The sequence below is a fragment of the Kitasatospora sp. NPDC088779 genome, from assembly GCF_040685395.1.
Classification (GTDB): Bacteria; Actinomycetota; Actinomycetes; order Streptomycetales; family Streptomycetaceae; genus Kitasatospora.
Genome location: NZ_JBFBHW010000030.1, coordinates 1 through 22,782, shown reverse-complemented (window position 1 = coordinate 22,782; position 22,782 = coordinate 1). Strand labels below are relative to the sequence as shown.

Sequence of the window (22,782 nt, the reverse complement as noted above, 5' to 3'; positions counted from 1 at the left end):
GTCCGCCCGGCCGGGATTCCCTGGAGGTCGTGCCATGCCCACCGTCCACTGGCCGGGGCCGTCGCCCGTGTGTTGCGAGCGCGAGGCGGCCGGATGAGTACGGTCGTTCACCTGTCCGGGCCGGGGCGTCCGGGCTCCGACCTCAAGGAGTTGCTGAGCAGGACCGCGCGCGGCGACCGGGAGGCGTTCGGTCGGCTGTACGACGCGGTGGCGGGCCCGGTGCTGGGGCTGGTCCGCCGGGTGCTGCGGGATCCGGCGCAGTCCGAGGAGGTCGCGCAGGAGGTGATGCTGGAGGTGTGGCGCACCTGCGCCCGCTACCGGCCCGAGCGCGGGGAGGTGCTGGCGTGGGTGCTGACCATCGCCCACCGCCGCGCCGTGGACCGGGTGCGGGCGGCGCAGGCGTCCGCCGACCGCGACCGGCGGGCCGCCGCCGCCTCGCACGCGCCGGCGTTCGACGAGGTCGCCGAGCAGGTCGAGGGGCGGCTGGAACGCGAGCAGGTGCGGCGCTGCCTGAAGGGGCTGACCGAGCTGCAGCGGGAGTCGATCACGCTGGCCTACTACCGCGGGTACACCTACCCGCAGGTCGCCGAACTGCTCGGCACCCCGCTGGGCACCGTCAAGACCCGGATGCGCGACGCGCTGATCCGGCTGCGCGACTGCCTGGGAGTGGGAGCATGAGCGGCGCCGACCTGCACACGCTGACCGGCGCCTACGCCGCGCACGCCCTCGACGCGGACGAGCGCGCGCAGTTCGAGCGCCACCTGGCGCAGTGTCCGGCCTGCGCCCGGGAGGTGGCCGAGTTCACGGCGACGCTGGCCAGGCTGGGCGCCGCGCAGGCCGTCGCGGTGCCCGGGGAGTTGAAGTCGCGGGTGATGGGCGCCCTGGACACCGTCCGGCAGGAGGCCCCGCGCGCCGCGGCCGGACCCGACGGTGCCCGGCGCCCCGGGCGGCTCGCCCGCGGCTGGCCGCGGCTGGCGCTGGCGGCCTGTCTGGCGGCGGCCGCCGCCCTCGGCGGCGTGGCCGTCCAGCAGCACCGGGAGGCGGACCGGGCCAGGGCCCTCGCCGCCGCGCTGCAGCGGCACCAGGACCAGGTCACCGGGCTGCTGGCGGCACCCGACGCCCGGCGGGCGAGCGGCCCGGCGGCCGGCGGCACCGGCACCGGGGCGGTGGTCTGGTCGCACGACAAGGGCCGGGCCGTCCTCCTGGCCTCCGGCCTGCCCGCCCCGGCGGACGGCACGGCGTACGAGCTGTGGTTCGACGACGGCGCCGCGATGCGCCCGGCGGGGCTGATGCCCCGGGGCGACGGCGCGTTCCTGCTGGACGGCCCCCTGGACGGTGCGCGCGGTATCGGGGTCACGGTGGAGCCCTCGGCCGGCTCCGCGCACCCCACGGGGGCGCCGGTCCTGCTGATCCCGTTCACCTGAGCGGGAGGGCCGGGCCGGGCCGGGCGGCTGGCCCGGCGGAAGGCCGGGTCGGGCCGGGGCCAGGAGACCGTGAGGGTGCCGCTCAAGGGCGCCCCGGACGTCCCCGGGCGCCCTTGAGCGGCCTCGGCCCGGGGCGCCGGGGCCGGGTCTCCCGGCGGTCCGGCCCGTTCCGCAGCCCGTTCCGCAGCCCGTCTGCGGCCCGTCCGCGGCCCGTCTGCGGCCCGTCCGCGGCCCTCAACCCTGGCCGGGCGGTGTCACCCGGCCAGAGCAATGTCACCCGATCGGGGGGTATCCGGACTCGCACCCATCCGGTGGAGCCGGACCGCCGAATGAGGACCGTGACCGATGAGACGAGCAGCAGCCCGCCGGGCGCCCTCCCCCGAGCACGCACCCGTGCCGCCGGGCCGGCCGTGGCGGCGCTGTGCGGGCTGGCGGCCGCCGCCGCGGCCGTGGGAGCCGGTGAGGCGGCGGCGGCGTTCACCCGCCCCCAGGCCTCACCGGTGGTGGCGATCGGCTCGGCGGCGATCGACCTCGCGCCCACCGCCGTCAAGACGTGGGCGGTCCAGCGGTTCGGCACCGGCGACAAGACGGTCCTGCTGGGCGGGATCTACACCGTCATGGGTCTCGCGGCCGCGGCCCTCGGCGTGCTGGCCGTACGCCGTCGCGGCGCGGCCGCCGCCCTGTTCACGGCCTTCGGCGGCCTCGGCGCCTGGGCCGCGCTGGCCCGCCCGCAGGCCCTCCCCACCGACCTGCTGCCCTCCGCCGCCGCGGCCGGCGGCGCGGTCGCCGTGCTGTGGTGGCTGGCCGGACCCGCCCTCTCCCCCGGCCCTTCCCCCGGCCCTTCCCCTTCCCTTGGCTCGGGCCCGGTCCGGCCGGCCGGGCCCGAACGGCGGCGCGTCCTGGCGGCCGGCGCCACGATCGGCACGGCCGCCGCCCTCGGCACGGCCGGACGCGTCCTGTCCGACCGGCGCGGCGACGTCAGCGCGGCCCGCGCCGCCGTCCGCCTGCCGCCGCCGCTGCGCCCGGCTCCACCGCTGCCGCGCGCCGTCGGCGCCACGGTCCCCGGCCTGCCCCCGTTCATCACCCCCACCGCCGACTTCTACCGCGTCGACACCGCCCTGACCCTGCCGCGCATCGACCCGCGCGCCTGGTCGCTGCGGCTGCACGGCCTGGTCGACCGCCCGCTGCTGATCGGCTTCGACGACCTGCTCGCCCTCGGGCTGGAGGAGCTGGACCACACCCTGTCCTGCGTCTCCAACGAGGTCGGCGGCCCCTACGCGGGCACCACCCGCTGGCTCGGCGCCTCGCTGCCCGCCCTGCTGCGCCGCGCCGGCGTCCGCTCCGGCGCCGAGCAGCTCGTCGGCCGCTCGCAGGACGGCATGACGATCGGCACCCCGGTCGAGACGCTCCTCGACGGGCGCCGGGCGCTGCTCGCGGTGGCGATGAACGGCGAGGCGCTGCCCGTCGAACACGGCTTCCCCTGCCGCACGGTGGTGCCCGGCCTCTACGGCTACACCTCGGCCACCAAGTGGCTCGTCGACCTGGAGGTGACCACCTTCGCCGCCCGCGACCCGTACTGGGTGCGGCGCGGCTGGGACCGCACCGGCGAGGTCCGCACCGCCTCGCGGATCGACGTGCCCGCGCCGTTCGCCCGCGTGCCGCCCGGCGACGTGACGGTGGCCGGCACCGCCTGGGCCACCCACCGCGGCATCGCCGCCGTCGAGGTGCGCGTCGACGGCGGGCCCTGGCGGCAGGCCGAACTGGCCGCCGACGCCGGGCCCGACCTGTGGCGCCAGTGGACCCACACCTGGACCGGCGCCGCCCCCGGGACCCACCGCCTCGAGGCCCGTGCCACCGACGGCACCGGGGCCGTCCAGCCCGCCACCCGCACACCTCCCCACCCCTCGGGCGCGACGGGCTGGCACAGCGTCGTCGTCACCGTCACCTGACCCCACCTCACGACCTCCCCACCCCTTCGGCATCCGGGATCCGCCCGATGCCACCTGACAGGAGAATCCGTCCATGAACACGACCGTCCTGGTCCGCAAGCCCTTCGCCGCCGTCCTCGCCGCCGGCCTGCTGGCCGCCTCCCTGAGCGCGTGCAGCAGCAGCGGCGAGGCGAAGTCCTCGGACACGGCCAAGAGCACCAGCGCGACCGCCGCGGCCCAGCCGTCCGGTGCCCCGGCTTCCGGTGCCCCGTCCGCCGAGCAGGTGACGGCCGGGCAGCCGTTCGGCACCGCGTGCGCGGCCGTCCCCAAGGACGGGGCCGGCAGCTTCAGCGGCATGGCCAAGGACCCGGTCGCCACCGCCGCCTCCAACAACCCGCTGCTGTCCACCCTGGTCACCGCCGTCAAGCAGGCCGGCCTGGTGGACACCCTCAACTCCGCGAAGAACATCACCGTCTTCGCCCCCACCAACGACGCCTTCGCCAAGCTCCCGAAGAAGGACCTCGACGCCGTCCTCGCCGACAAGGACAAGCTCACCAAGATCCTCACCTACCACGTCGTCCCCCAGCGCCTGGCTCCCGCGGCACTCGCCGGCGGCCACAAGACCCTGGCCGCCGACGACCTCACCGTGACCGGCGCCGCCCCGGACTTCACCGTCAACTCCGCCGCCAAGGTGCTGTGCGGCGACGTCCAGACCGCCAACGCCACCGTCTATATCGTCGACACCGTCCTGATGCCCGCCTCCTGACCCGGCATCAGCCCATGAACCGCGGCCCCCGGCGAACAACCCCCCGGTAGCCGGGGGCCGCACCCCCCACCTCCCGCCCCCGCCTGCTTGCCCACCAGCTGACTATGTAGACCGACCGACATATTCTCCCCACATCCCGCAGGCCCGCCCGTGCACAGGAAGTCGGACCCGCCGACTTCCTGTGCACGGTGGCATGGCGGCACTGCGGCGCTGCGGCCCCCACCAGGGAAATATGTAGACCGACCGGCATATTTCTTCTGGGCCACGATTCCGGCCGCGCGAGAAGTCGGCAGGTCCGACTTCTCGCGTACGCCGAACCGCTCCCATTCCCCAGGCTCTCGCCGCTCCGTGCATGTGCGGCCGAATATGTAGACCGACCGATATATTTTTCCGTTTCACAGGCCGCCCGCCCGCAGGCCCCGCCGCGTGGCGAAGCCGAGGGCGAGCCACCCCGCACAGGAAGTCGGGCAGGCCGACTTCCTGTGCGCACTGCGGGCGCGATCGAATCTGTAGACCGGTCGGTATATTCACTCCGGAGCCGACGGCGCGAGCCCGCGGGCAAGGCTGTACGGCGCACGTTCCGCGGTTCCGCAGGGGCGGGGGTTCAGCGCAGCAGGTGCTCCAGCTGGTCGAGGGCGGTGGGCAGGTCGCGGGGGCGCAGGGCGCCCGGGGGGCGGCGGGGGCCGGTCCAGCCGGGGCCGGCGGTCAGGACGACGGGACGGGTGCGGGCACCGTGGGGGCCCCAGGTGGTCTCGGCGACACGGCGGGCCAGGGCCCGGTCGGCGGTGCGGGCGACCTGGGACCAGAGCAGGACGGCGGGCGGGCCGGTGCGGCGGACCGCTTCCAGCAGGGCTTCGGTCGGCAGTGCCGGGCCGAACATCCGAAACGGCAGACCCCGTTCGGCCAGCCCCGCAGCCAGCGCCTCCAGCGGCAGGGCATGCAGTTCGGCGGGCATGCCCGCGAGCAGGACGGCCGGACCCTGCGGCGGCTCGACCCGGTCGGCGGCGCGGCGCAGAGCAGCGGCGACGTGCCAGGACAGCAGGTGCTCGACCTCGACGTAGCGCTCGCCCTCGGCGGCCCACTTGCGGCCGGCGGCGCGCAGCGCGGGCATCATCACCTCGGTCCAGGCGGCGACCGGGCCGAGGGTGTCGACGCTGTGTCGCAGGATCCGGGCGAGCTCGGGGGCGTCGAGGCGAACGGCCGCGCGGGCCAGCCCCCGGCACTCGGGGCGGACGGTGCCGACGGGCAGGGCGTTCCCGCCACCGGGGGCCGGCCCGCCGGCAGGCGGCCCCGGCGGCTCGGACGGCCCTGACGACCCTGACGCCTCGGAACTCTCTGGCGGCCCGGACGGTCCTGGAGCCTTGGCGGCGAGGGCGAGGCGGGCGGCCTCGGCCGGGGTGACGCCGCGGGCGGTCAGGCGGCACATCTCCGCCAGGACGGCGACGTCCCGAGGGCTCCACTGGCGGTGGCGCCCGGGGTCGCGCCGGGCGGGGCCGATGCCGTAGCGGCGTTCCCAGGAGCGGACGGTGGTCGGGGAAACGCCGAGCATGCGGGCGAGGGCACCGGTGGTCAGGCTGGCCTGGGCCGGCGGCCGGTCGGCGGAGGCAGCCGCGGGGACGGGGACCGGGACGGGGACGGGCACATGCGTGAGCCTATGCGGGGCAGGCCGGGGCAGCGGGCGTCGCGGATGCGGGCGGCAAGCAGGGCTCGTTCCCCGGAAGCCATCGGCGCGCACAGGAAGTCGGACCCGTCGACTTCCTGTGCGCACCACGACCGCGGGTCCGAGCGGAATATGTAGGCCGGTCTAGAGATTCGCCCCCCCGGCGCGCCGAGGACCCCGGCAGGGCAGGCCCGGGCACAGAACCATGCCGCCGGTGCGCACAGGAAGTCGGACCTGTCGACTTCCTGTGCGCACCACGATCGCGGGGCAGAGCGGAATATGTAGGCCGGTCTACAGATTTGGCAGGCAGGTGCGGGCGCGGGGCTGTGCCGGGTGGGGTGGGGGGTCGGCGAGTTGGGTGCGTAGGCGTAGCAGGGCGTCGCGGATGCGGGTCTTGACGGTGCCGAGGGGGGCGCCGAGGGCTTCGGCGGTCTGGGCTTGGGTGCGGCCGCCGTAGTAGACCAGCAGCAGGCATTCGCGCTGGACGTCGGTGAGGGTGGCCAGGGCGCGGCGGACCCGTTCGCGTTCCCGGCCGCGGTCCAGGTCGCGTTCGACCTGGTCGGCGACCTCGTCGAAGACCGGGGTGTAGGCGCGCAGGGCGGCGGTGCGGTCGCGGTCGGCGGTGGCCTGGGCGGAGCGGACCCGGTCGACGGCGCGCCGGTGGGCGAGGGTGAGCATCCAGGGCAGGACCTCGCCGCGTTCGGCGCGGTAGCGCGCCGCCTCCCGCCACACCTGCAGGAACACCTCCTGGGTGACCTCCTCGGCCTGGGCGTGGTCGCGCAGCACCCGTAGCACGAGGCCCAGGACGGTTCCGGCGGTGGCGGCGTACAGCTCCTCGAAGGCCCACTCGTCGCCGCCGGCCACGCGTGCCGCCAGGGCGCGCAGCCCGGCCTGTCCGCCGCCGCCCGGGGGTTCGATGCCGGGGGGTTCGGTGCCGGGCGTCTCGTCTGCCGGGGGCCGGGGTGCCGGGGGCCGGGGTGCCGGCCGGTCGATCAGTGCGTGCACACTGCGACCGTCTCGGAGCGGCCACCGCCCGGGCTACTCGCATCGTTTGCGCATCGCTGTGCCCGCGCGCGTGCTCCCCGGGCTGCCGCGGTGGTCCGGCCCGTTCGGCCCGTTCGACTTCGAAGCGCTGTGAGCCGCGTCACTTTCGCGGTGGCGGTGCAGCAGGGCGGTGCCGGGGGCCGTCATGGGGGCGAAGGTGACGGCGGAAGAGTGAAGAGAGCGAGGGCGGCGGGTGAGGCTGCGCAGGGCCAGTCCCGGGATCGACTTCGTCGAGTTCGTACAGCAGCGTTCGGGCGCGCTGTTCCGGACGGCGTACGTGCTCACTGGGGACGCGCACACCGCGGAGGACCTCGTCCAGGAGGCGCTGGAACGATCCTGCCGCAACTGGCGGCGGGTGGCGGCCGCGGAAGCGCCCGAGGCGTACGTGCGCCGGATCCTGGTGAACCTGGTCAACGACCGCTGGCGGCGGCTGAGCCGCTCCGGCGAGCGGCCTGCCGCGGCGCCCGGCCCCGAGCGCGCCGACCCGCGCGACGCCTACCGGTCGGTGGAGTTGCGCGCGGAGCTCGTCGCGGCGCTGCACACGCTGCCGATGGGGATGCGCACCGTGGTCGTCCTGTACTACCTCCACGACCTGGGGGACCAGGAGATCGCGCAGACGCTGGACATCTCCCCCGGCGCCGTGCGCTCCCAACTCGCCCGCGGCCTCGCGAAACTGCGGTCCGCACTGCCTCGGCAGGACGTCCCGTCCGCGCCGCCGACCTCGCGCGGAGGTGCGTGATGACCCGCTTCCCGTCCCACGATCCCGGTCGCGACGCCGACCACCCCGACTTCGACCCCGACCCCGACCCCGGCTCCGACCCCGACTTCGACAAGGAACTCCTCGCCGCCATGACCGCATTCGCCGACAACACCCCGGCCCCCGTCATCGACGCCCTCGCCATCCGGCGCACGGTGCGCCGTCGCACCGTGCTCAGCGGCGCGGTGGCGGCGGCCGCGGTGGTCGCCATCGGCACAGGTGCGGCACTGCTCGCGCCGGGTTCGGGTCCGTCGCCCTCCGGCGGCCTGCCCGCGGGCCCCGCGAACGCCTCGGCGCCGACGTCGTCCGGCACACCCTCCCCCGGCGCGCCCTCCGACACGCCCGCGCCCGGGCCCTCGATGGCCTTCGGCACCCCCACGCCGCCGCCGATGCAGCCGACCGACGGGGTGCAGGTGAGTGTGCCGCCGCTCGCCAACCTGGCCAAGGACGCGGCCATCAGCGCGCTGGAGACGGCGGGACTGCGCTACGAGGTCCACGAGTTCACCGACTGGAACGTGCCCGCCGGGTCGGTCATCAACTCCGAGCCGCAGGCCGGCCGCACCGCACCTGCGCACTCGACGGTCCAGGTGTTCGTCTCCAAGGGCAGGCCGGGCCGCTGACCGGCACTGCCACGTCCAACGCCGCCACACAGGAGGCGAGTTGACGATATCCTCCGGCCTCCCGCCACGCGGGCGGCGAAGGGGCCGGGCGAGGCCGTGCGCAGCGGGGTGGGCGGGCCGTGGACTGGGCCGGCCGGGTGAGGAGCGACGCGGTGCCGGGCCTCTGCCCCGGCCCCCCTGCTGCGGGCCCCACCTGCGGCGATCTAGGGTGCAGGCATGATCTCCTCACCGATATCCGGCCCCGACCAGGCGATGCGGGTGCTGATGGAGGGCAATGCCCGTTTCGTCGCGGGCAGCCCGGAGCACCCCAACCAGGACGCCGGGCGCAGGGCCGCCCTCGCCCCGGCGCAGCGGCCCTTCGCGGTGCTGTTCGGCTGTTCGGACTCCCGGCTGGCGGCCGAGATCATCTTCGACCGGGGGCTGGGCGACCTGTTCGTGGTGCGGACGGCCGGGCACGTCACCGGGGCGGAGGCGCTGGGCAGCATCGAGTACGGGGTGAGCGTGCTGGAGTGCCCGCTGGTGGTGGTGCTGGGGCACGACTCGTGCGGCGCGGTGGGCGCGGCGATGGAGGCGCTGGACCAGGGGCGGCTGCCGGGCGGGTTCGTGCGGGACGTGGTGGAGCGGGTCACCCCGAGCGTGGTGTCGGCCCGGGCCGCGGGCATCGAGGACCCGGACGGGATCGTCGACGAGCACATCCGCCAGACCGTGGACCTGCTGCTGGAGCGTTCCCAGCTGTTGGCCGCCAAGGTGGCCGAGGGCGCGGCGGCCGTCGTGGGCCTGTCCTACCGGCTGCGCGACGGCCAGGCCCGTACGGTGGCCGCTCGCGGTCCGGTCAGCGCCGCGTTCTGACCGCCGGCCCGTACGGGTGCTGAACCCGCCCGTACGGCCGAATCGGCGTGTCGGGCCGAGCCGACGCGGGCAGGGCCGTCCGGCGTAGGGCCGTCCGCCCCGCCGGGGCCGGGAACGCCGTGTCCGATCACCGCCAGCGCCCCCTCCCGGGCGGGGGCAGAGTCGGAGACCGGCAACGGTTTCCCACCCAAGGACGGCATTCCCGTGCACAAGGCCACCGACCTCAAGGTTCTCTACTTCGGCACCCCGGTGGTGCTGATCAGCTCGCGCAACGAGGACGGCGGCGCCAACCTGGCGCCGATGTCCTCGGCGTGGTGGCTGGGGCAGTCCTGCGTGCTGGGCCTCGGCAACACCGCCCAGACGGCCGTCAACCTGCGGCGCGAGGGCGAGTGCGTGCTCAACCTGCCCTCCTCCGGGCAGGTCGACGCCGTCGACGCCCTCGCGCTGCTGACCGCCAACCCGGATCTGACCGAGCACCGGCGGCAGCAGGGCTACCGCTTCGAGCGGGGCAAGTTCGCCGCCGCCGGGCTCACCGAGCAGCGGTCGGAGCTGGTGCGGGCGCCGCGCGTCGCCGAGTGCCCGGTCCAGCTGGAGTGCCGGTTGGAGGCGGCCGCGCCGCTGGCGGGCAACCCGCACTGCACCGCCTTCGAGGTCACCGTGGTGCGCGCGCACGTCGAGGAGCGCCTGATCGTGCCCGGTACGGACCACTACGTGGACCCGCTCGGCTGGGATCCGCTGATCATGAAGTTCTGCGAGTTCTTCGGCGACGGGCGCCGGCTCGCCCCCTCCCGTCTCGCCGAGGGCTGGCAGATGCCGGGCCGCCTGCCCGCCGGTGCCCGGGCCTGACGCCCCGCCGCGGGTCCGCGAGCTCCCGCCGCCCGCCCGGCCGTCCGACGAGCCGCTCGCCTACCCGACCGCCCGCCCGGCCGACCGCCTAGTCGGCCGCCGCGGCGGGCACCAGGTCGTGGAGCAGGAAGTGGAGCTCCGTGTCGTCCGTCGACTCCACCCACAGCCCGTCGGCGTCGAGCACTGAGGCCGCGACCATCCGCGCCTCGGCGACGAGTTCGGGGTGGGAGTCGAAGCCCGGCCACGGCAGGACGGGGAAGTCGTTGTCCTCGCCGAAGCGCCGCACCCGTTCGATGTCGCCCAGGACGGCGGGCGGCAGCGACTCGTTCGCCCAGGACCACAGCCAGGTCTGCCGGGCGAGGCTGACGCTGCCGATCATCGTGAGCCGGCCGGTGAGGAACACCTCGCTCTTGCGCGACCACTTCCTCCTGCGCGACCAGGTGATCCGCGCGTCGTCCATCGACCAGTGGTACTGCACGTCACCTGACAGTCCGAAGCGCTCGACCATGAGGGCCTGCCGCGAGCGGGCACGTTCGCGGGCCGCGATCACGACGCCCTCCCACCGGGAGTGGTCGTGCTTCGAGTGGTCGTCCACCGTGCCTCCTCGTACGGAACTGCCGGCAAGATCATCCCATCCGGCCTGCTGCTCCGTCCGGGCCCGGCGTGATCCGCAGGAGAGCCCCTACGCGCTGGCGCCGCAGGAGTCGCAGATGCGGGTGGCGGGCAGTTGGAGGAAGCAGGAGGGGCAGATCGCCGGGGGGCGGGGCGGGGTGGCGGCGGCCGCCTTGCGGTTGACGGCCGCTTGCAGGCGCGGGGCCAGGGCGGGGGTGCCGCCGTCGGCGGGCAGCTGGGCGCCGAAGTGCCGGTAGCAGGCGAGGCGGGCGGCGGCGGCGTGGTGTTCGCGGTCCATGTCCGCTGCGAGCGGCGGCTGTCCGGCCACGGCCAGTACTTCCTGGTAGCCGACGCCGACCATGCCGTCGGTGGAGTGGACCACCAGTGCGGTCAGCGGCGGGTCCCCGCGGCGGTGTGCCTCGCGCACCACCAGGGCCAGGACTTTGCCGATCCAGGTGCGCTGGTGCACCCGGGTGCGCACTCCGGCCGCCTCCTGCACGGTCTCGGCCAGTTCGGAGTAGGTGATCACCGCGTGGTAGCGGCGGGCCACGTCCACCAGGGCCGGGTAGGCGGCCCTGGTCCAGGCGACCTGGGCCTGGGTGGAGCTGACCGCCGAACCGTCCGCGACCCGCCAGTAGCCGCGCTGTTGCTGTTCCATTCGACCGCCCCTGAAACCTCGTCCGCCGGCCCCCGCCGGGAGCGAGGCTACCCCGCCCTCCGGCGCCTCGGGCCGCCGGGGGCTTGACTTCAAGTGCTGTTGAAGTCGTCGAATGGGTCCCGACCGCAGCCGTACGGGCATCGCGGTCGATGCCCCGCCCGTACGGAACGACCCGGGTCCGGGGCCGCCTGCTTCCCGATCGTGCCGCAGGCGGCCCCGGACCCGTCGTCGTCCGCCGGCCCGCCATCCGCCACGGGGCGCAGGCCGGGCGTCACCAGCAGAGCCGGGCGACGGGCTCAGGCCGCGGCTTCGGCGAGGGTGTGGGCGACGAGGGCGTTGGCGTGGCCGTGGCCGAGGCCGTGCTCGGTCTTGAGCCAGGCGACGAGTTCCATGTGCTTGCCGAGCGGGGAGGCGCGGATGAGGTCCTTCCACTCGGCGACGGGTCGGCCGTACTTCTTCTCGATGGACGGGAAGTAGCTGGCGGGGCCCTTGGCGGGGGTGGCGGTCATGGTCGGTACGCCCTTTCGGGAACGGACGGGAACGGATGCGGTCGCGGTCTACACAGGTAGGACCGCGACCGCATCGTCAACTCATCGCCCAGCCGAAGTGATCTGCATCACACTCCGACCTTGCGCTTGGCCCGCCGTCCGGCGACGGGGGCGAGGGCGGGGTCGGCGTTCCAGGCGGCGACGGGGTTGCCGAGCCAGCGGGTGGTGCCGGGGACGTTCTCGCCGCGCATGACCAGGGAGGCGGGGCCGACGGTGGTGCCGGCGCCGAGGGAGGAGTTGAGCAGGACGATGGAGTGCGGGCCGGTGGTGGAGCCGGGGCCGAGGTGGACGGGGCCCAGGCGCATGACCCGGTCGTGGAAGAGGTGGGTCTGCAGGACGGTGCCGCGGTTGACGCTGGCGCCGGCCTCGACGGTGACGAGGTCGCTCTCGGGCAGCCAGTGGGTCTCGCACCACACGCCGCGCCCGATGTGGGCGCCGAGGCTGCGCAGCCAGGCGTTGAGGTAGGGCGTGCCGGTGATGCTGGAGCCGCCGAAGGGCATGGCGAGTTCCTCGACGAAGCTGTCGTAGAGCTCGTTGCGCCACACGAAGGTGGACCACAGGGGGTGCTCGGCGACGCGGAAGCGTCCGACGAGGAGCCACTTGGCGGCGGTGGTGACCAGGCAGGCGACGACGGCGGCGCCGATGAGGACGAGGCCGGCGGCGGCGAGGGCGCGCGGGAGACCGTAGTCGTCGCGCAGTTCCTGGAGGGTGGCGAGGACGAGGTCGCCGAGGAGGGCGGCGAGGACGATGGGCAGCAGGCGGCACAGTTCGACGCCGGCGCGGGCCCACATCAGGCGCCGGGGCGGGTTGTAGGTGCGGGCGTCGCCGCCGGCGGCCGCGACGCGCGGCAGGGCGAAGGCGGGACGGCCGAGCCAGGAGGAGCCTTCGGGGGCGTTGACGGGGGTGTCGGACAGGACGCCGACGAGGGAGTTGTCGGGCAGTCGGCGGCCGGGGCCGACGATGCCGGAGTTGCCGACGAAGGAGCGGCGCCCGACGTGCGAGGGGCCGATGTGCAGCCAGCCGGCGCGCAGCTCGTAGGGGGCGACGAGGGTGTCGTCGGCGAGGAAGGCGCCGTCGTCGACGCGCATCAGGCCGGGCAGGGCCAGGACGGTGGAGGCTTCGACGCGGCGGCCGACCTTGGCGCCGAGCAGGCGCAGCCACACCGGGGTGAAGAGGCTGGCGTAGAAGGGGAAGAGGGTGCGCCGGGCGGTGTCGCTGAGCCGGGTGACGGCCCAGGCGCAGAAGGCGACGCGGCCGTGGGCGGGGTGGAAGCCGGGGCGCAGCGGGATGGACAGGAGGCGGACCGTGGTCGCTATCAGCGTGGCGTGGCACACCAGGGTGAGGGCGGCCAGCGGGATGGTGGCGGGCAGGAGTTGGAGGAGGGCCGCGGTGAGGGTGCGGTCGGTGTCGACCATCGTGAAGACGATGGCGAGCGCGGGGAGGGCGGCGATGATCGGCAGGAGGCCGAAGACGGTCAGGCCGACGCCGTAGGCGAGGTTCCAGAAGCGGGAGCGGGGGGTGGCGGCGGCCGCGGGCCAGGTGGTACGGGCCTCGGTGGAGGGCCGGGCCGGGGAGCCGTGCCAGTGTTCGCCGGCGGGTACGGCGCCGGTGACGCAGGAGCCGGGGGCGATGTCGGCGCCGGCGCCGATGCGGGCGCCGGGCATGAGGGTGGAGCGGCCGCCGATGCGGGCGCCGTCGCCGATGTCGATGTGGCCCAGGTGGAGGGTGTCGCCGTCGAGCCACCAGCCGGCGATGTCGGCTTCGGGTTCGACGGTGGCGCCGGCGCCGATGCGGGCGAGGCCGGTGACGGGGGGCAGGGTGTGCAGGAGGACGCCGGCGCCGATGCGGCAGCCGAGCGCGCGGGCGTAGCGCAGGGCCCAGGGGGTGCCGGCGAGGGCGCCGACGCCGAAGAGAGTGACGGCGCGTTCGGCGGCCCACAGCCGCAGGTGGGCCTGGCCGCCGCGGGGGTGGCTGCCGGGGCGCAGGCGGGCGGTGAGCAGGCGGGCGGTGCCGGCGGCGAGGAGGGTGCGGCCGGGGGCGCTGTAGAAGAGGAGGAGGCCGGCGGCGACGGGCCACCAGGAGCTGTGCGGGGCCCAGCTGAGGTGGTTGCCGATGAGGTTGTCGAAGGCGGTGAGGGCGAGGATCCAGCGCAGTCCGGAGATGCCGAAGACGCCGAGCAGGATGAGGGTCTGCCACAGGCCGGCGCTGGCGGGGGTGCGGCGCACGGTGCGGACGGGGGCGGGGGTGGGGGTGCGCGCGGCGCCGCCGGTATGAGGGGGGCCGGCGAGGTTGTCGAGGTAGTCGGCGAGGTCGCCGAGGACGGGGTGGGCGTAGAGGTCGGCGACGGAGACGCCGGGGTGGCGGGTGCGCAGTTCGGAGACGAGGCGGGCGGCGGTGAGGCTGGAGCCGCCGAGGGCGAAGAAGTCGTCGCCGTGGCCGGGGGCCATGCCGAGCATGCTCTCCCAGCGGCCGGCGAGCCAGCCGGCGGTGCCGTCCAGGGGGGCGGCGGTGCCGGGGGTGGCGGTGCCGGTGGTGGCGAGCGGCCAGGGCAGGGCGTTGCGGTCGACCTTGCCGGACGTGCGGGTGGGCAGGGAGTCGACGAGGGCGAGGACGGGCACGAGCGGGGCGGGCAGGCGTCCGAGCAGGTGCTGGCGGGCGGCGGTGAGGTCGGGGGTGGTGCCGGGCTGGGCGACGAGGTAGCCGACCAGCAGGTCGGCGCCGGCGGGGCTCTTGCGGACGGCGGCGGCCGCGGCGCGGATGCCGGGCAGGGCCTGGAGGGCGGCGTCGATCTCGCCGAGTTCGATGCGCCGGCCGCCGAGTTTGATCTGGTCGTCGGCGCGGCCGACGAAGACGAGGCCTTCGGGGTCGTTGCGCACGAGGTCGCCGCTGCGATAGACGCGCGGGGAGGCGAGGGCGGGGTGGGCGCTGAACTTCTCGGCGTCCTTGGCGGGGTCGAGGTAGCGGGCGGTGCCGATGCCGGTGATGAGGAGTTCGCCGGTCTCGTACCAGGGGACGGGGTGGCCGGCGGCGTCGACGACGGCGATCTCCCAGCCGTCCAGGGGGGTGCCGATGCGTACGGGCTGGCCGGGGAGCATGCGGGCGGCGGTGGCGACGACGGTGGTCTCGGTGGGGCCGTAGGTGTTCCAGAACTCGCGGCCGGGGGTGGCGAGGCGCTCGACGAGTTCGGCGGGGCAGGCCTCGCCGCCGACGATGATCAGGCGCACGGCGTCCAGGCACTCCTGCGGCCACAGGGCGAGCAGGGTGGGGACGGTGGAGATGGCGGTGATGCGGCGCTCGACGAGCCAGGGGCCGAGGTCGGTGCCGGCCTTGACGAGGGAACGGGGGGCGGGCACCAGGCAGGCGCCGTGGCGCCAGGCCAGCCACATCTCCTCGCAGGAGGCGTCGAAGGCCACCGACAGGCCGGCCAGGACGCGGTCGCCGGGGCCGAGCGGCTGCTGCTGGAGGAAGAGGCGGGCCTCGGCGTCGACGAAGGCGGCGGCGGAGCGGTGGGTGACGGCGACGCCCTTGGGGCGGCCGGTGGTGCCGGAGGTGAAGATGATCCACGCGTCGTCGGCGGGGGTGGGCCAGGCGGGGTTGCCGCGGGGCTCGGCCCCGGAGCCGGGGGCGAGCCGGCGTTCGGCGCCGAGGACGGCGCACACCTGGGCGTCCTGCCAGATCATGTCGGCGCGCTCGTCGGGGTCGTCGGCGTCGACGGGCACGTAGGCGGCGCCGCAGCGCAGCACGGCCAGGATGGCGACGTACAGGTCGGCGGTGCCGGAGGGGATGCGCACGCCGACCCGGTCTCCGGTGCCGATGCCGTGCCCGGCGAGGACGCCGGCGAGGGTGTCGACCTCGTGCATGAGGGCGCGGTAGTCGAGTACGGCGGTGCCGGTGTCCAGCGCGGGTGCGTGCGGGTGGGCGTCGGCGGTGGCGGTGACGATGTCGAGCAGGCTGCGGGGGTGCGCGGGCCGGACGGCCGGCCAACCGGCGGCGTGGGCAGGCCCGGGACGGTTCAGCGTTCCCGGTCCTGCCATGTCCTGGCGTGCGTCCATAAGGAGTGTCCTCGGCTGGGAGTAGTCATAAGGATGAATGCGGGGAGTCACCTTGCGTGGTGCCTCACTCACCATGACTCGACTGGGAGCCCGCTGGATGCCGTGAAGGTGGAGTCAAAGGAACTTTTCATTTTCGGCGACATATGGGGGCATCAGGGAACGATTCGAAAGTCATTTCGGGGTTTTTCGATCGCTTTCGGTGGCGAAGGGTAATCGCCGGAGGCAGGAGGCATATGACGGGAAGGCGAAGAGTGGTCTACGCCATAGCGGCGGGGACGCTACCGGTAGTGAAAGCGGACCCACCAAATCTGGAGGTTTAGCGATGATGGTGGCCGGATCCCGCCGGTGGCCGGCCGACGCCGGGAGCAGCGTCGGGAGCGGCGTCGGGAGCGGCGCGTCCGGTAGCGCGGAGGGCGACGCGGCGGGCGACGCGCGGCTCGTCTGGTACGCGGCGTACGGGTCGAATCTGCACGCCGCCCGGCTCGCCTGCTACCTGCGCGGCGGCCGCCCCGACGGCGGCGCGCGCACCTACCCCGGCTGCCGCGACCGCCGCCCGCCGCGCCGGGACGTGGCCACGGTGCTGCCCGGCACGCTGTACTTCGCGCGGGAGTCGGCGGTGTGGGGCGGCGGCAGCGGCTACTACGATCCGGACGCACCGGGTGAACTGCCTTGTCGGATCTATCTGGTGACGGCCAGTCAGTTCAGTGACATCGCCGCCCAGGAGATGCACCGCTCCCCCGGCGCCGACCTCGACCTCACCCGCGCCCTCGCGCACGGACGCGACCAACGCGGGCCCGGCCGGTACGAGACGCTGGTGCACGCGGGCGCACTGGACGGGCACCCGCTGCTGACCTTCACCGCCTCCGAAGGCCTGGTCGGCGCCGCACTCAATCCACCCTCGGCGCCCTATCTGCGCACCCTGGCCGCCGGCCTGGCCGAGTCCCACGGCTGGAGCACGCGCCGCTGCGCCGACTACCTGGCCTCCCGCCCGGGCGCCGCCGGGCACTGGAACGCGGCGGACGTCCTGGCCGTACTGGGCGGTGGTCTGGACCTTTAGGCGTTGTTCACCCCGTGGTGACCGTACGGTGACAACTACACGGGTTCCGGCCACATCAGGCAAAGGAAGCGCCAGGCCACCGCACGGGTGAACCGGCACTTCCCGCCGGCGGGTGGCGGCGACCGGCGGCGGCCACCCGCCGGCTTCGTCAAAGGCGGTTTTAAGATCGCGCCCTTCAGCTTGAGCGTTGGCCGTGGAGGAGGAGAGGGACGGCGCGGTTGGCGAGGGCTTCGGCGGCGCGGGCGGCCTGGGCGGGGGCCATGACGTCCGGGAGTTCGTGGGCGGGGACGAAGCGGGCGCCGAACAGGCCACTGCGGTGCCGGGGCGGGACGGTCAGGCAGGTGTCGTCGCGCACGGTGCCGCCGTCGAAGACCAGGTTGAGGCGCTCCAGGTAACGGTCGGCGGGGGTGAAGTCGACGGCCAGGACGTCCGTGAGGCGCAGGTTGAGGCCGGTCTCGGCGTGGAGGTGGCGGGCGGCGGCGAGGTGCGGGGGCTCGTTGGGCTGCGCGGCGCCGCCCGGGAGGATCAGGCCGTCCATGTAGTCCGGGTCGACGAGGAGGACGTCGCCGCGCGGGTTGCGGACGAGGACGAGGCAGCCGAGCCGGCACACCGGCGGCTTGGCGAGCAGACGGGGGTCACGCATCGGACGGTTCACCTTCTGAGGGCGGCGAGGAGCACGAGGGAGAAGCCCGCCCACCACAACAGGCGGACCAGGAGTTCAGCCGTCATACGTCAGGCGCTCGTAACGCAGGCCCTTGCGCAACAGGTCCACGACCCGGAGCAGTGCGGACGGGCGGGCGCAGCCGAGGCCGATGAGGTAGCAGCCCGTCCTGCGGCCGTGCTCCCAATCCACCTCGACGGAGGGCAACTTCACCCCGCCCAGGGCGAGGACGGTGATCAGGTCGTCCAGGACATCGGCCGCCTGCCGCCGCTGATCGGCCGTGGCCCGGTAGACCTTCTCCCCCATCACGCCCCCACCTGCCACCGAACCTCGAACCCCCGCCACGCACTGAAGGCGGCGGAAAACGAGGAGAAGGACGCCAGCTCACCCGAGGTGCCGCTGCGCAGCCACTCCCCCGTCGCCTCGTTCCGCACCCGGTAACACCGGCCCTCCGGGTCCCAGCGGACCCCGTAGCCGTGCAGCTTGATACCAGCAGTCACCTTTTGACTCCTCTCTGTATTCGCACTGAGAGGTTCTCGTGACGGCCACGACATCAACAGGGACGGAGCGTCCTAGTTTTGGGATCTAGCCAGCCAGCCCCAGGGAGCGGGCGAGCCTCTTCAGGCCGGGCGGGCGCGCCGGGCCTGCCCAGAGGTCGGAGACGATGGCCACGGCGAGGGTGTGGTGCCGCATCCAGCCCGGCGCTACTCGCTGGAGCTTCTCCAGGGTCGCCACCGCTCCCGCTGCGTCCCCCATGTCCGTGTACGCGCGTGCCACGTCCAGGAGCAGCCAGGTCCGCCAGGACACTGGGGTGTCGTTGCTGAGCCGGATTCCCTTCGCGAGTCCCAAGGCCTCCTCCGGCCTGGCGAATTGGACCGCGAGCCGAACCCGCTCGATGCGCACCGAGGAGCTGTTGAACACGCTGACCATCCGGCCGTCGGCCGAGGCGGGAAGCTTTGACAGGCGTCTGGTCGCTTGTTCTGCGGTCAGCATCATCTCGGATGCTCCGTCATAGTCGCCGCCTCGGGCCGTGCTGGTCGCTGCGGACATGATCAGTCCGCCCCACACCTTGAGCCCCTCCGCCTTCGACGAGTGCTCGTTCTCCACTCCGTCCGCTGCGTGGATGGCCAGCGTCTGCGCGTCGCCGAGCCGGTTCTGGCGCTGATACGCCCAGGCCACCGAGTTGCAGATCATCGCCCCCAGCAGCGGGTCTTCCGCCGAGTCCGCTGCCGCTATTGCCCGTTCGAGACTGGACAGGCCGAGATCCGTCTTACCGAGACGGATCGCGAGATGCCCGCCCAGTTGGAGAGCCTTGCCGAGCGCATGGTTACCGGCCAGGCGGTCCTCGCCGCGACCCACGGCCGCGGCGAGGCGGGCATCCGCGATTATCGCCGGCAGTGTCTCCATGACCCTGCCGAAGTCGGCCGCGTGATACAGGGTCCAGGCCTCTGCGATCTCGCCACGCAGCAGCGGAATCGACAACTTCTCCACGCCGTCCGCCACCGGCAGCGGCGTGAACAAGGGCGGCATGATCGCCCGCCGCACCGCGACCAGCCCCGGCGGATCCGCATCACCTGTCGACGGCACCGCCGGTGGATCGCCCAGAAGCGCAGTCAGCTCAACACCAAGCCCCTTGGCCAGCGCGTGAAGTGTCGGAAGCCGCGCCGAATGCTTCCGCAGCTGCTCAAGTTTCCGAACCACATCCACCGACACACCCGACTTCTCAGCCAGGCCCTCCTGCGTAAGATCGGCCAAGCGCCGCAGCCGCTTGACCCGATCCCCAAGATGATCGCTCGCCATACTCCCGACACTACGCGCACGCACGCCCCGACCAGCGCGAGTCACCAACCTCGCACCCCAGCTCACCACCCCGCCCGCCGCCGCCCCTACGCAGGGGCGGCGGCCACCACCTCACCGCCCTGGAACGCCCCGCGTGGGAAGTCGACCCCACCGACTTCCCACTCCACCACTACGGCGGAGGCCAGTTGGCACCACTCGATCAGGAGGCAACCGGTGTTGATGAGCAACCACCCCACCACCTGGCGCAAGAGCACGTAAGCGGACAGGGCGGCGAATGCGTCGAGGTAGCCGACGGCTTCACCGGCGTGCAGCCCGTCCGCGACTCCAAGGACCCCGACGGGCCCGCCCTCCTCTTCCCCTCCCCCGCCTGGCAGGCCTTCGTCACCGCCGTCCGCGCCGACGAGTTCGACGCCCGGTAGACCCGCCTCTCGGCGAACTGACCCGTGGCCTGCGGAGGAGAAGGCTGACTGCGGCGTGGACCCGGCCGTTCTCCAGCCGGATCCACGCGGCCTTCTCGATCGGCTCGGGCATCGTTCGCGCCCTCGTCAGGCCGCGACGGGCGCGCCGGCGACGCGGCGTTCGCCGCCGTTGCGCTCGCGCCACGTCCGGTAGACGTCGATGGCCGCGTCGCTGGGCAGGTAGCGCATCGGCAGCCGGCGCTCGTCCCAGTTCTTGGCGAACTCGGTGTAGAAGGTGGCGAGTTCGAAGTACTTGCGGTCGTCGACGTAGTGCGGTTCGTAGTCGTCGCGGGTGGTGAGGAAGACGACCTCGTCAGGGCTGCAGTAGTAGAGCGAGCCCAGGCACATCGGGCAGGGGTGGGCGAGGACGTAGATGGTGGTGCCGGTCAGGTGCTCGGTGCCGAGCCTCGTGCAGGCGTCGCGGATGGCGAGGATCTCGGCGTGCGCGGTGGGGTCGCCGGTCTGGGCGACCTTGTTCGGACTCTCGGCGAGGATCTCGCCGTCCTTGACGATGACGGTGGCGAACGGGCGCCCGCCTTCGGCGACGTTGCGGCGGGCGAGGTCGATGGTGTGCTGGGCGAAGTCCACGGTGGCGGTTCCCTGCTGGTCGGGGGTGGGGCGGCGGGCCGGGGGACCTGTCGGGTCCACCCCGGCCCGCCCGGGGATCAGAACGGCTTGGTGGGCAGGTACTTGCCGTCCAGGGTGATGACGGCGCGGTGGCCGCCCTCGGGGTCCTCGACGGTCTTGACGTCGAGCTTGAAGTTGATGGCGCTGATGATGCCGTCGCCGAGCTGCTCGTGGACCAGGGCCTTGAGGGTGGTGCCGTAGACCTGGAGCATCTCGTAGAAGCGGTAGATGGTCGGGTCGGTGGGGATGCCGCCGGGGATGCTGCCGCGCAGCGGGATGGTCTGGAGCAGCCGGGCCGCGTCCTCGTCCAGGCCCAGGAGCTCGGTGACGGCCTTGGCCGCGTCGGCGGGCAGGGCGTGCTGGCCGAGCAGGGCGGCGGTGACGAAGGCGACGGACAGGCCGGTCGTGTCGGCGAGCTCCTGCCAGGTGAGGTCCTTGCGGGTCTTGGCGTCGACGACCTCCAGGGCGAGCTGCTGACGGGCGGTCTGGTCGAACTGCGCGTGCACCATGGGGTGGGCCTTTCGGGGATGGGGTCCGGGGCGGGTGCCCGGACCTGGTCTGGGGATGGTGGGAGGGAGTGGTCGGAGGGGACGCGGCGGTCAGCCCGCCAGGGCGACGAACCGTCCGCTGTCGGTGTCGAGCGTCTCGGCGGAGCCGGATCCGATGTCGTAGACCCAGCCGTGCAGGGTCACCCTGCCCTGCACCAGGGCCTTGGCCACCGACGGGTGGGTCTTCAGGTTGGCCAGCTGGGCGAGGACGTTGTCCTTCACCAGGGCGGCGACCCGCTCCGCGCCGGCCGGGTGCTCGGCCGCGTCGGTGCGGGCCTTGGCGACGTCCGCGTGGTGCAGCCAGGTGGCGACGGCGGGCAGGCCGGTGAGGTCGCCACCGGAGGCGAGGGCGGTCATCGCGCCGCACGCGGAGTGCCCGCAGACGATCACGTCCGTGACCCCGAGCACGCCGACCGCGTACTCGATGCTCGCCGCGACACCGTCCGCGCCCCGGGTGTACGGGGGCACGAGGTTGCCGGCGGTGCGGATGACGAACAGCTCGCCCGGATCGGTCTGGGTGATCAGCTCCGGCACGACCCGGGCATCCGAGCAGCCGATGAACAGCGCGGTCGGCTGATGGGTGGTGGCGAGCCTCTTGAACAGTGCCGCCCGGGTCGGGAACACCTCCCGGCTGAACCGCTGGAAACCCTGCGCCATCTCGTTCATGAGGTCACTCCTTCTTCGACGACCGTTGGTGCCTGCCGATGACCTCAACGATGCATGACCTGGTCCTATAGTGTCCAAGACGCGGTAGCCATCATTTCCATCAGCTCTGCCTATAGTTGGCTCATGGAACTGCGCCACCTCCGGTACCTGCTCGCCGTGGCCGAGCACGCCAACTTCACCCGCGCCGCCGAAGCCCTGCACGTCTCGCAGCCGACCCTCTCGCAGCAGATCAAGCAGTTGGAGAGCTCGCTGCACGTGCAGCTCCTCGACCGCTCCGGGCGCACCGTGCGCCTCACCGACGCCGGCCAGGCCTACGCCCACTACGCGCGCCGGGCCCTGCGCGACCTCGCGGCGGCCGAGCGCGCGGTGCGGGACGTCAAGGACCTCTCACGCGGCACCCTGCGCCTGGCCGTGACCCCGACCTTCACCGCCTACCTGACCGGGCCGCTCATCGGGGACTTCCACGCGCGCCACCCCGGGATCAGCCTGGACGTCCGCGAGATGGCACAGGAGCGCATCGAGTCCGAGCTGGCCGCCGACCAGCTCGACCTCGGCATCGCCTTCGGCGGAGCGCACCTGCCGGCCATCACCGCCACCACCCTGTTCACCGAGCGCCTCGGCCTCGTCGTCGCCTCCGACCACCCGTACGCGGCCCACTCGGGCCCGCTCCCGGTCCGCGAACTGGGCGACCAGCAACTCGCCCTGCTCAGCGGTGACTTCGCGACCCGGCAGCACATCGACCGGTTCCTCTCCGACCACCGGGTCCGGCCGCGGATCGCCATCGAGGCCAATTCCGTCAGCGCGCTCGTCGCGATCGTCCAACGCACCGGCCTCGCCACCGTGCTACCCGACGCCACCACCCGCGAACACCCCCACCTGCGCTCCGTCCCGGTCGACCCGCCGCTCCCCTCGCGCGCCGTCGCCCTGCTCCGCCGGGACACCGCCTACCAGAGCGCCGCCGCCCGCTCCTTCGGCGACCTCGCCCGACACCGGGCCCACACCTTCGACCACACCCCCGACGGCCCGGCCTGAAGCGGGTCGCGCCCGGCGGCCCCGCCCGGGAGAAGACCACCCCGACGACCGCGGAGTGGGGGGGGGGGCCCGCCCCCCGCCCCCCCCCCCGCCCCCCGGGGGGGGGGGGGGCCCCCCCGGGGGCCCCCCCGGCCCACCCACTAACCGAACACCCCCTAACCCCGCGCCC

Annotated in this window: 23 protein-coding genes; 11 read left to right on the top strand and 12 right to left on the bottom strand. The window is 74.1% G+C overall.

The features are described 5' to 3' along the window. Positions 1–93 precede the first annotated feature (93 nt). The 4 genes from sigK (AB0P03_RS25535) to AB0P03_RS25520 all read left to right on the top strand — a co-directional run bounded on the left by sigK (AB0P03_RS25535) (position 94) and on the right by AB0P03_RS25520 (position 4,118). Positions 94–678 carry an ECF RNA polymerase sigma factor SigK gene (gene sigK / locus AB0P03_RS25535; RefSeq protein ID WP_363586779.1) on the top strand — a complete coding sequence of 195 codons (585 nt, stop codon included), beginning with the start codon at positions 94–96 and terminating at the stop codon, positions 676–678. Further along, positions 675–1,424, top strand: a complete 750-nt coding sequence (locus AB0P03_RS25530) for an anti-sigma factor (RefSeq protein WP_363624030.1) — start codon at positions 675–677, stop codon at positions 1,422–1,424. Before sigK (AB0P03_RS25535) ends, AB0P03_RS25530 begins: the two co-directional genes overlap by 4 nt. A 338-nt stretch (positions 1,425–1,762) precedes the next feature. After that, entirely contained in the window at positions 1,763–3,373 is a 1,611-nt protein-coding gene (locus tag AB0P03_RS25525) for a molybdopterin-dependent oxidoreductase (RefSeq protein WP_363630932.1), read from the top strand. A gap of 73 nt (positions 3,374–3,446) precedes the next feature. Continuing rightward, a complete protein-coding gene (locus AB0P03_RS25520; RefSeq protein ID WP_363630930.1) occupies positions 3,447–4,118 on the top strand; it encodes a fasciclin domain-containing protein in 672 nt (223 codons plus the stop codon). A gap of 604 nt (positions 4,119–4,722) precedes the next feature. Here the strand turns inward: AB0P03_RS25520 and AB0P03_RS25515 are convergent. After that, complete coding sequence (locus tag AB0P03_RS25515) at positions 4,723–5,691, bottom strand: MerR family transcriptional regulator (RefSeq protein ID WP_363631016.1); 969 nt, start codon at positions 5,689–5,691, stop codon at positions 4,723–4,725. A 378-nt stretch (positions 5,692–6,069) separates the two neighbouring features. Continuing rightward, entirely contained in the window at positions 6,070–6,696 is a 627-nt protein-coding gene (gene sigK, locus AB0P03_RS25510) for an ECF RNA polymerase sigma factor SigK (protein ID WP_363631015.1), read from the bottom strand. A 325-nt stretch (positions 6,697–7,021) separates the two neighbouring features. Here sigK (AB0P03_RS25510) and AB0P03_RS25505 point away from each other — a divergent pair, with 325 nt between their 5' ends. The 4 genes from AB0P03_RS25505 (at position 7,022) to AB0P03_RS25490 (ending at position 9,894) form a co-directional block, all read left to right on the top strand. Beyond that, positions 7,022–7,561 carry a SigE family RNA polymerase sigma factor gene (locus AB0P03_RS25505; protein WP_363586835.1) on the top strand — a complete coding sequence of 180 codons (540 nt, stop codon included), beginning with the start codon at positions 7,022–7,024 and terminating at the stop codon, positions 7,559–7,561. Beyond that, entirely contained in the window at positions 7,561–8,199 is a 639-nt protein-coding gene (locus AB0P03_RS25500; protein ID WP_363630929.1) for a PASTA domain-containing protein, read from the top strand. The genes AB0P03_RS25505 and AB0P03_RS25500 overlap by 1 nt, the downstream gene beginning before the upstream one ends. Positions 8,200–8,415: 216 nt before the next feature. Beyond that, complete coding sequence (locus AB0P03_RS25495) at positions 8,416–9,048, top strand: carbonic anhydrase (RefSeq protein ID WP_363586774.1); 633 nt, start codon at positions 8,416–8,418, stop codon at positions 9,046–9,048. Between the two features lie 204 nt (positions 9,049–9,252). Beyond that, entirely contained in the window at positions 9,253–9,894 is a 642-nt protein-coding gene (locus AB0P03_RS25490) for a flavin reductase family protein (protein ID WP_363586773.1), read from the top strand. A gap of 88 nt (positions 9,895–9,982) precedes the next feature. Here AB0P03_RS25490 and AB0P03_RS25485 read toward each other — a convergent pair whose 3' ends face one another. The 4 genes from AB0P03_RS25485 to AB0P03_RS25470 form a co-directional block, all read right to left on the bottom strand. Continuing rightward, positions 9,983–10,489: a DUF6882 domain-containing protein gene (locus AB0P03_RS25485; protein ID WP_363586772.1), complete on the bottom strand. Its 507-nt coding sequence runs from the start codon at positions 10,487–10,489 to the stop codon at positions 9,983–9,985. Positions 10,490–10,576: 87 nt separating this feature from the next. Continuing rightward, positions 10,577–11,164: a hypothetical protein gene (locus AB0P03_RS25480; protein WP_063352909.1), complete on the bottom strand. Its 588-nt coding sequence runs from the start codon at positions 11,162–11,164 to the stop codon at positions 10,577–10,579. Between the two features lie 296 nt (positions 11,165–11,460). Continuing rightward, positions 11,461–11,673, bottom strand: a complete 213-nt coding sequence (locus AB0P03_RS25475; protein WP_063352910.1) for a DUF4287 domain-containing protein — start codon at positions 11,671–11,673, stop codon at positions 11,461–11,463. A 107-nt stretch (positions 11,674–11,780) separates the two neighbouring features. Beyond that, a complete protein-coding gene (locus AB0P03_RS25470) occupies positions 11,781–15,764 on the bottom strand; it encodes a Pls/PosA family non-ribosomal peptide synthetase (protein WP_363630927.1) in 3,984 nt (1,327 codons plus the stop codon). A gap of 322 nt (positions 15,765–16,086) precedes the next feature. On the opposite strand from AB0P03_RS25470, the gene AB0P03_RS25465 reads away from it, so the two are divergent. Continuing rightward, entirely contained in the window at positions 16,087–16,821 is a 735-nt protein-coding gene (locus AB0P03_RS25465; RefSeq protein WP_363630925.1) for a histone deacetylase, read from the top strand. A 175-nt stretch (positions 16,822–16,996) separates the two neighbouring features. Here AB0P03_RS25465 and AB0P03_RS25460 read toward each other — a convergent pair whose 3' ends face one another. The 3 genes from AB0P03_RS25460 to AB0P03_RS25450 form a co-directional block, all read right to left on the bottom strand. Next, positions 16,997–17,464, bottom strand: coding sequence for an NUDIX domain-containing protein (locus AB0P03_RS25460; protein ID WP_363630924.1), 468 nt, complete (start codon positions 17,462–17,464; stop codon positions 16,997–16,999). A 75-nt stretch (positions 17,465–17,539) separates the two neighbouring features. Then, on the bottom strand, positions 17,540–17,788 hold the full coding sequence (locus AB0P03_RS25455; protein ID WP_363630922.1) for a hypothetical protein: 249 nt from the start codon (positions 17,786–17,788) through the stop codon (positions 17,540–17,542). Between the two features lie 279 nt (positions 17,789–18,067). Then, positions 18,068–19,282: a helix-turn-helix domain-containing protein gene (locus tag AB0P03_RS25450; protein ID WP_363630920.1), complete on the bottom strand. Its 1,215-nt coding sequence runs from the start codon at positions 19,280–19,282 to the stop codon at positions 18,068–18,070. Positions 19,283–19,467: 185 nt separating this feature from the next. Here AB0P03_RS25450 and AB0P03_RS25445 point away from each other — a divergent pair, with 185 nt between their 5' ends. Then, positions 19,468–19,701 carry a DUF397 domain-containing protein gene (locus AB0P03_RS25445; protein WP_363630918.1) on the top strand — a complete coding sequence of 78 codons (234 nt, stop codon included), beginning with the start codon at positions 19,468–19,470 and terminating at the stop codon, positions 19,699–19,701. Positions 19,702–19,827: 126 nt separating this feature from the next. Here the strand turns inward: AB0P03_RS25445 and AB0P03_RS25440 are convergent, their stop codons facing one another. The 3 genes from AB0P03_RS25440 to AB0P03_RS25430 form a co-directional block, all read right to left on the bottom strand. Continuing rightward, positions 19,828–20,328 (bottom strand): nucleoside deaminase, encoded by a 501-nt coding sequence (locus AB0P03_RS25440; RefSeq protein WP_363631013.1) that lies wholly within the window; start codon positions 20,326–20,328, stop codon positions 19,828–19,830. 77 nt (positions 20,329–20,405) lie between these two features. Continuing rightward, complete coding sequence (gene cynS, locus AB0P03_RS25435) at positions 20,406–20,876, bottom strand: cyanase (protein ID WP_350881326.1); 471 nt, start codon at positions 20,874–20,876, stop codon at positions 20,406–20,408. A gap of 90 nt (positions 20,877–20,966) precedes the next feature. Continuing rightward, a complete protein-coding gene (locus AB0P03_RS25430; RefSeq protein WP_363587813.1) occupies positions 20,967–21,581 on the bottom strand; it encodes a carbonic anhydrase in 615 nt (204 codons plus the stop codon). Between the two features lie 123 nt (positions 21,582–21,704). Between AB0P03_RS25430 and cynR the strand changes: the two genes are divergently transcribed. Then, entirely contained in the window at positions 21,705–22,613 is a 909-nt protein-coding gene (cynR, locus tag AB0P03_RS25425; protein WP_363630916.1) for a transcriptional regulator CynR, read from the top strand. Positions 22,614–22,782 lie beyond the last annotated feature (169 nt).

What these genes read in the sequence shown, in the direction of transcription:
- sigK (WP_363586779.1), top strand. Translation starts at nt 94, where the DNA reads ATGAGTACGGTCGTTCACCTGTCCGGGCCGGGGCGTCCGGGCTCCGAC.
- AB0P03_RS25530 (WP_363624030.1), top strand. Translation starts at nt 675, where the DNA reads ATGAGCGGCGCCGACCTGCACACGCTGACCGGCGCCTACGCCGCGCAC.
- AB0P03_RS25520 (WP_363630930.1), top strand. Translation starts at nt 3,447, where the DNA reads ATGAACACGACCGTCCTGGTCCGCAAGCCCTTCGCCGCCGTCCTCGCC.
- AB0P03_RS25500 (WP_363630929.1), top strand. Translation starts at nt 7,561, where the DNA reads ATGACCCGCTTCCCGTCCCACGATCCCGGTCGCGACGCCGACCACCCC.
- AB0P03_RS25495 (WP_363586774.1), top strand. Translation starts at nt 8,416, where the DNA reads ATGATCTCCTCACCGATATCCGGCCCCGACCAGGCGATGCGGGTGCTG.
- AB0P03_RS25480 (WP_063352909.1), bottom strand. Translation starts at nt 11,164, where the DNA reads ATGGAACAGCAACAGCGCGGCTACTGGCGGGTCGCGGACGGTTCGGCG.
- AB0P03_RS25475 (WP_063352910.1), bottom strand. Translation starts at nt 11,673, where the DNA reads ATGACCGCCACCCCCGCCAAGGGCCCCGCCAGCTACTTCCCGTCCATC.
- AB0P03_RS25470 (WP_363630927.1), bottom strand. Translation starts at nt 15,764, where the DNA reads ATGGACGCACGCCAGGACATGGCAGGACCGGGAACGCTGAACCGTCCC.
- AB0P03_RS25465 (WP_363630925.1), top strand. Translation starts at nt 16,087, where the DNA reads ATGATGGTGGCCGGATCCCGCCGGTGGCCGGCCGACGCCGGGAGCAGC.
- AB0P03_RS25460 (WP_363630924.1), bottom strand. Translation starts at nt 17,464, where the DNA reads ATGCGTGACCCCCGTCTGCTCGCCAAGCCGCCGGTGTGCCGGCTCGGC.
- AB0P03_RS25455 (WP_363630922.1), bottom strand. Translation starts at nt 17,788, where the DNA reads ATGGGGGAGAAGGTCTACCGGGCCACGGCCGATCAGCGGCGGCAGGCG.
- AB0P03_RS25450 (WP_363630920.1), bottom strand. Translation starts at nt 19,282, where the DNA reads ATGGCGAGCGATCATCTTGGGGATCGGGTCAAGCGGCTGCGGCGCTTG.
- cynS (WP_350881326.1), bottom strand. Translation starts at nt 20,876, where the DNA reads ATGGTGCACGCGCAGTTCGACCAGACCGCCCGTCAGCAGCTCGCCCTG.
- AB0P03_RS25430 (WP_363587813.1), bottom strand. Translation starts at nt 21,581, where the DNA reads ATGAACGAGATGGCGCAGGGTTTCCAGCGGTTCAGCCGGGAGGTGTTC.
- cynR (WP_363630916.1), top strand. Translation starts at nt 21,705, where the DNA reads ATGGAACTGCGCCACCTCCGGTACCTGCTCGCCGTGGCCGAGCACGCC.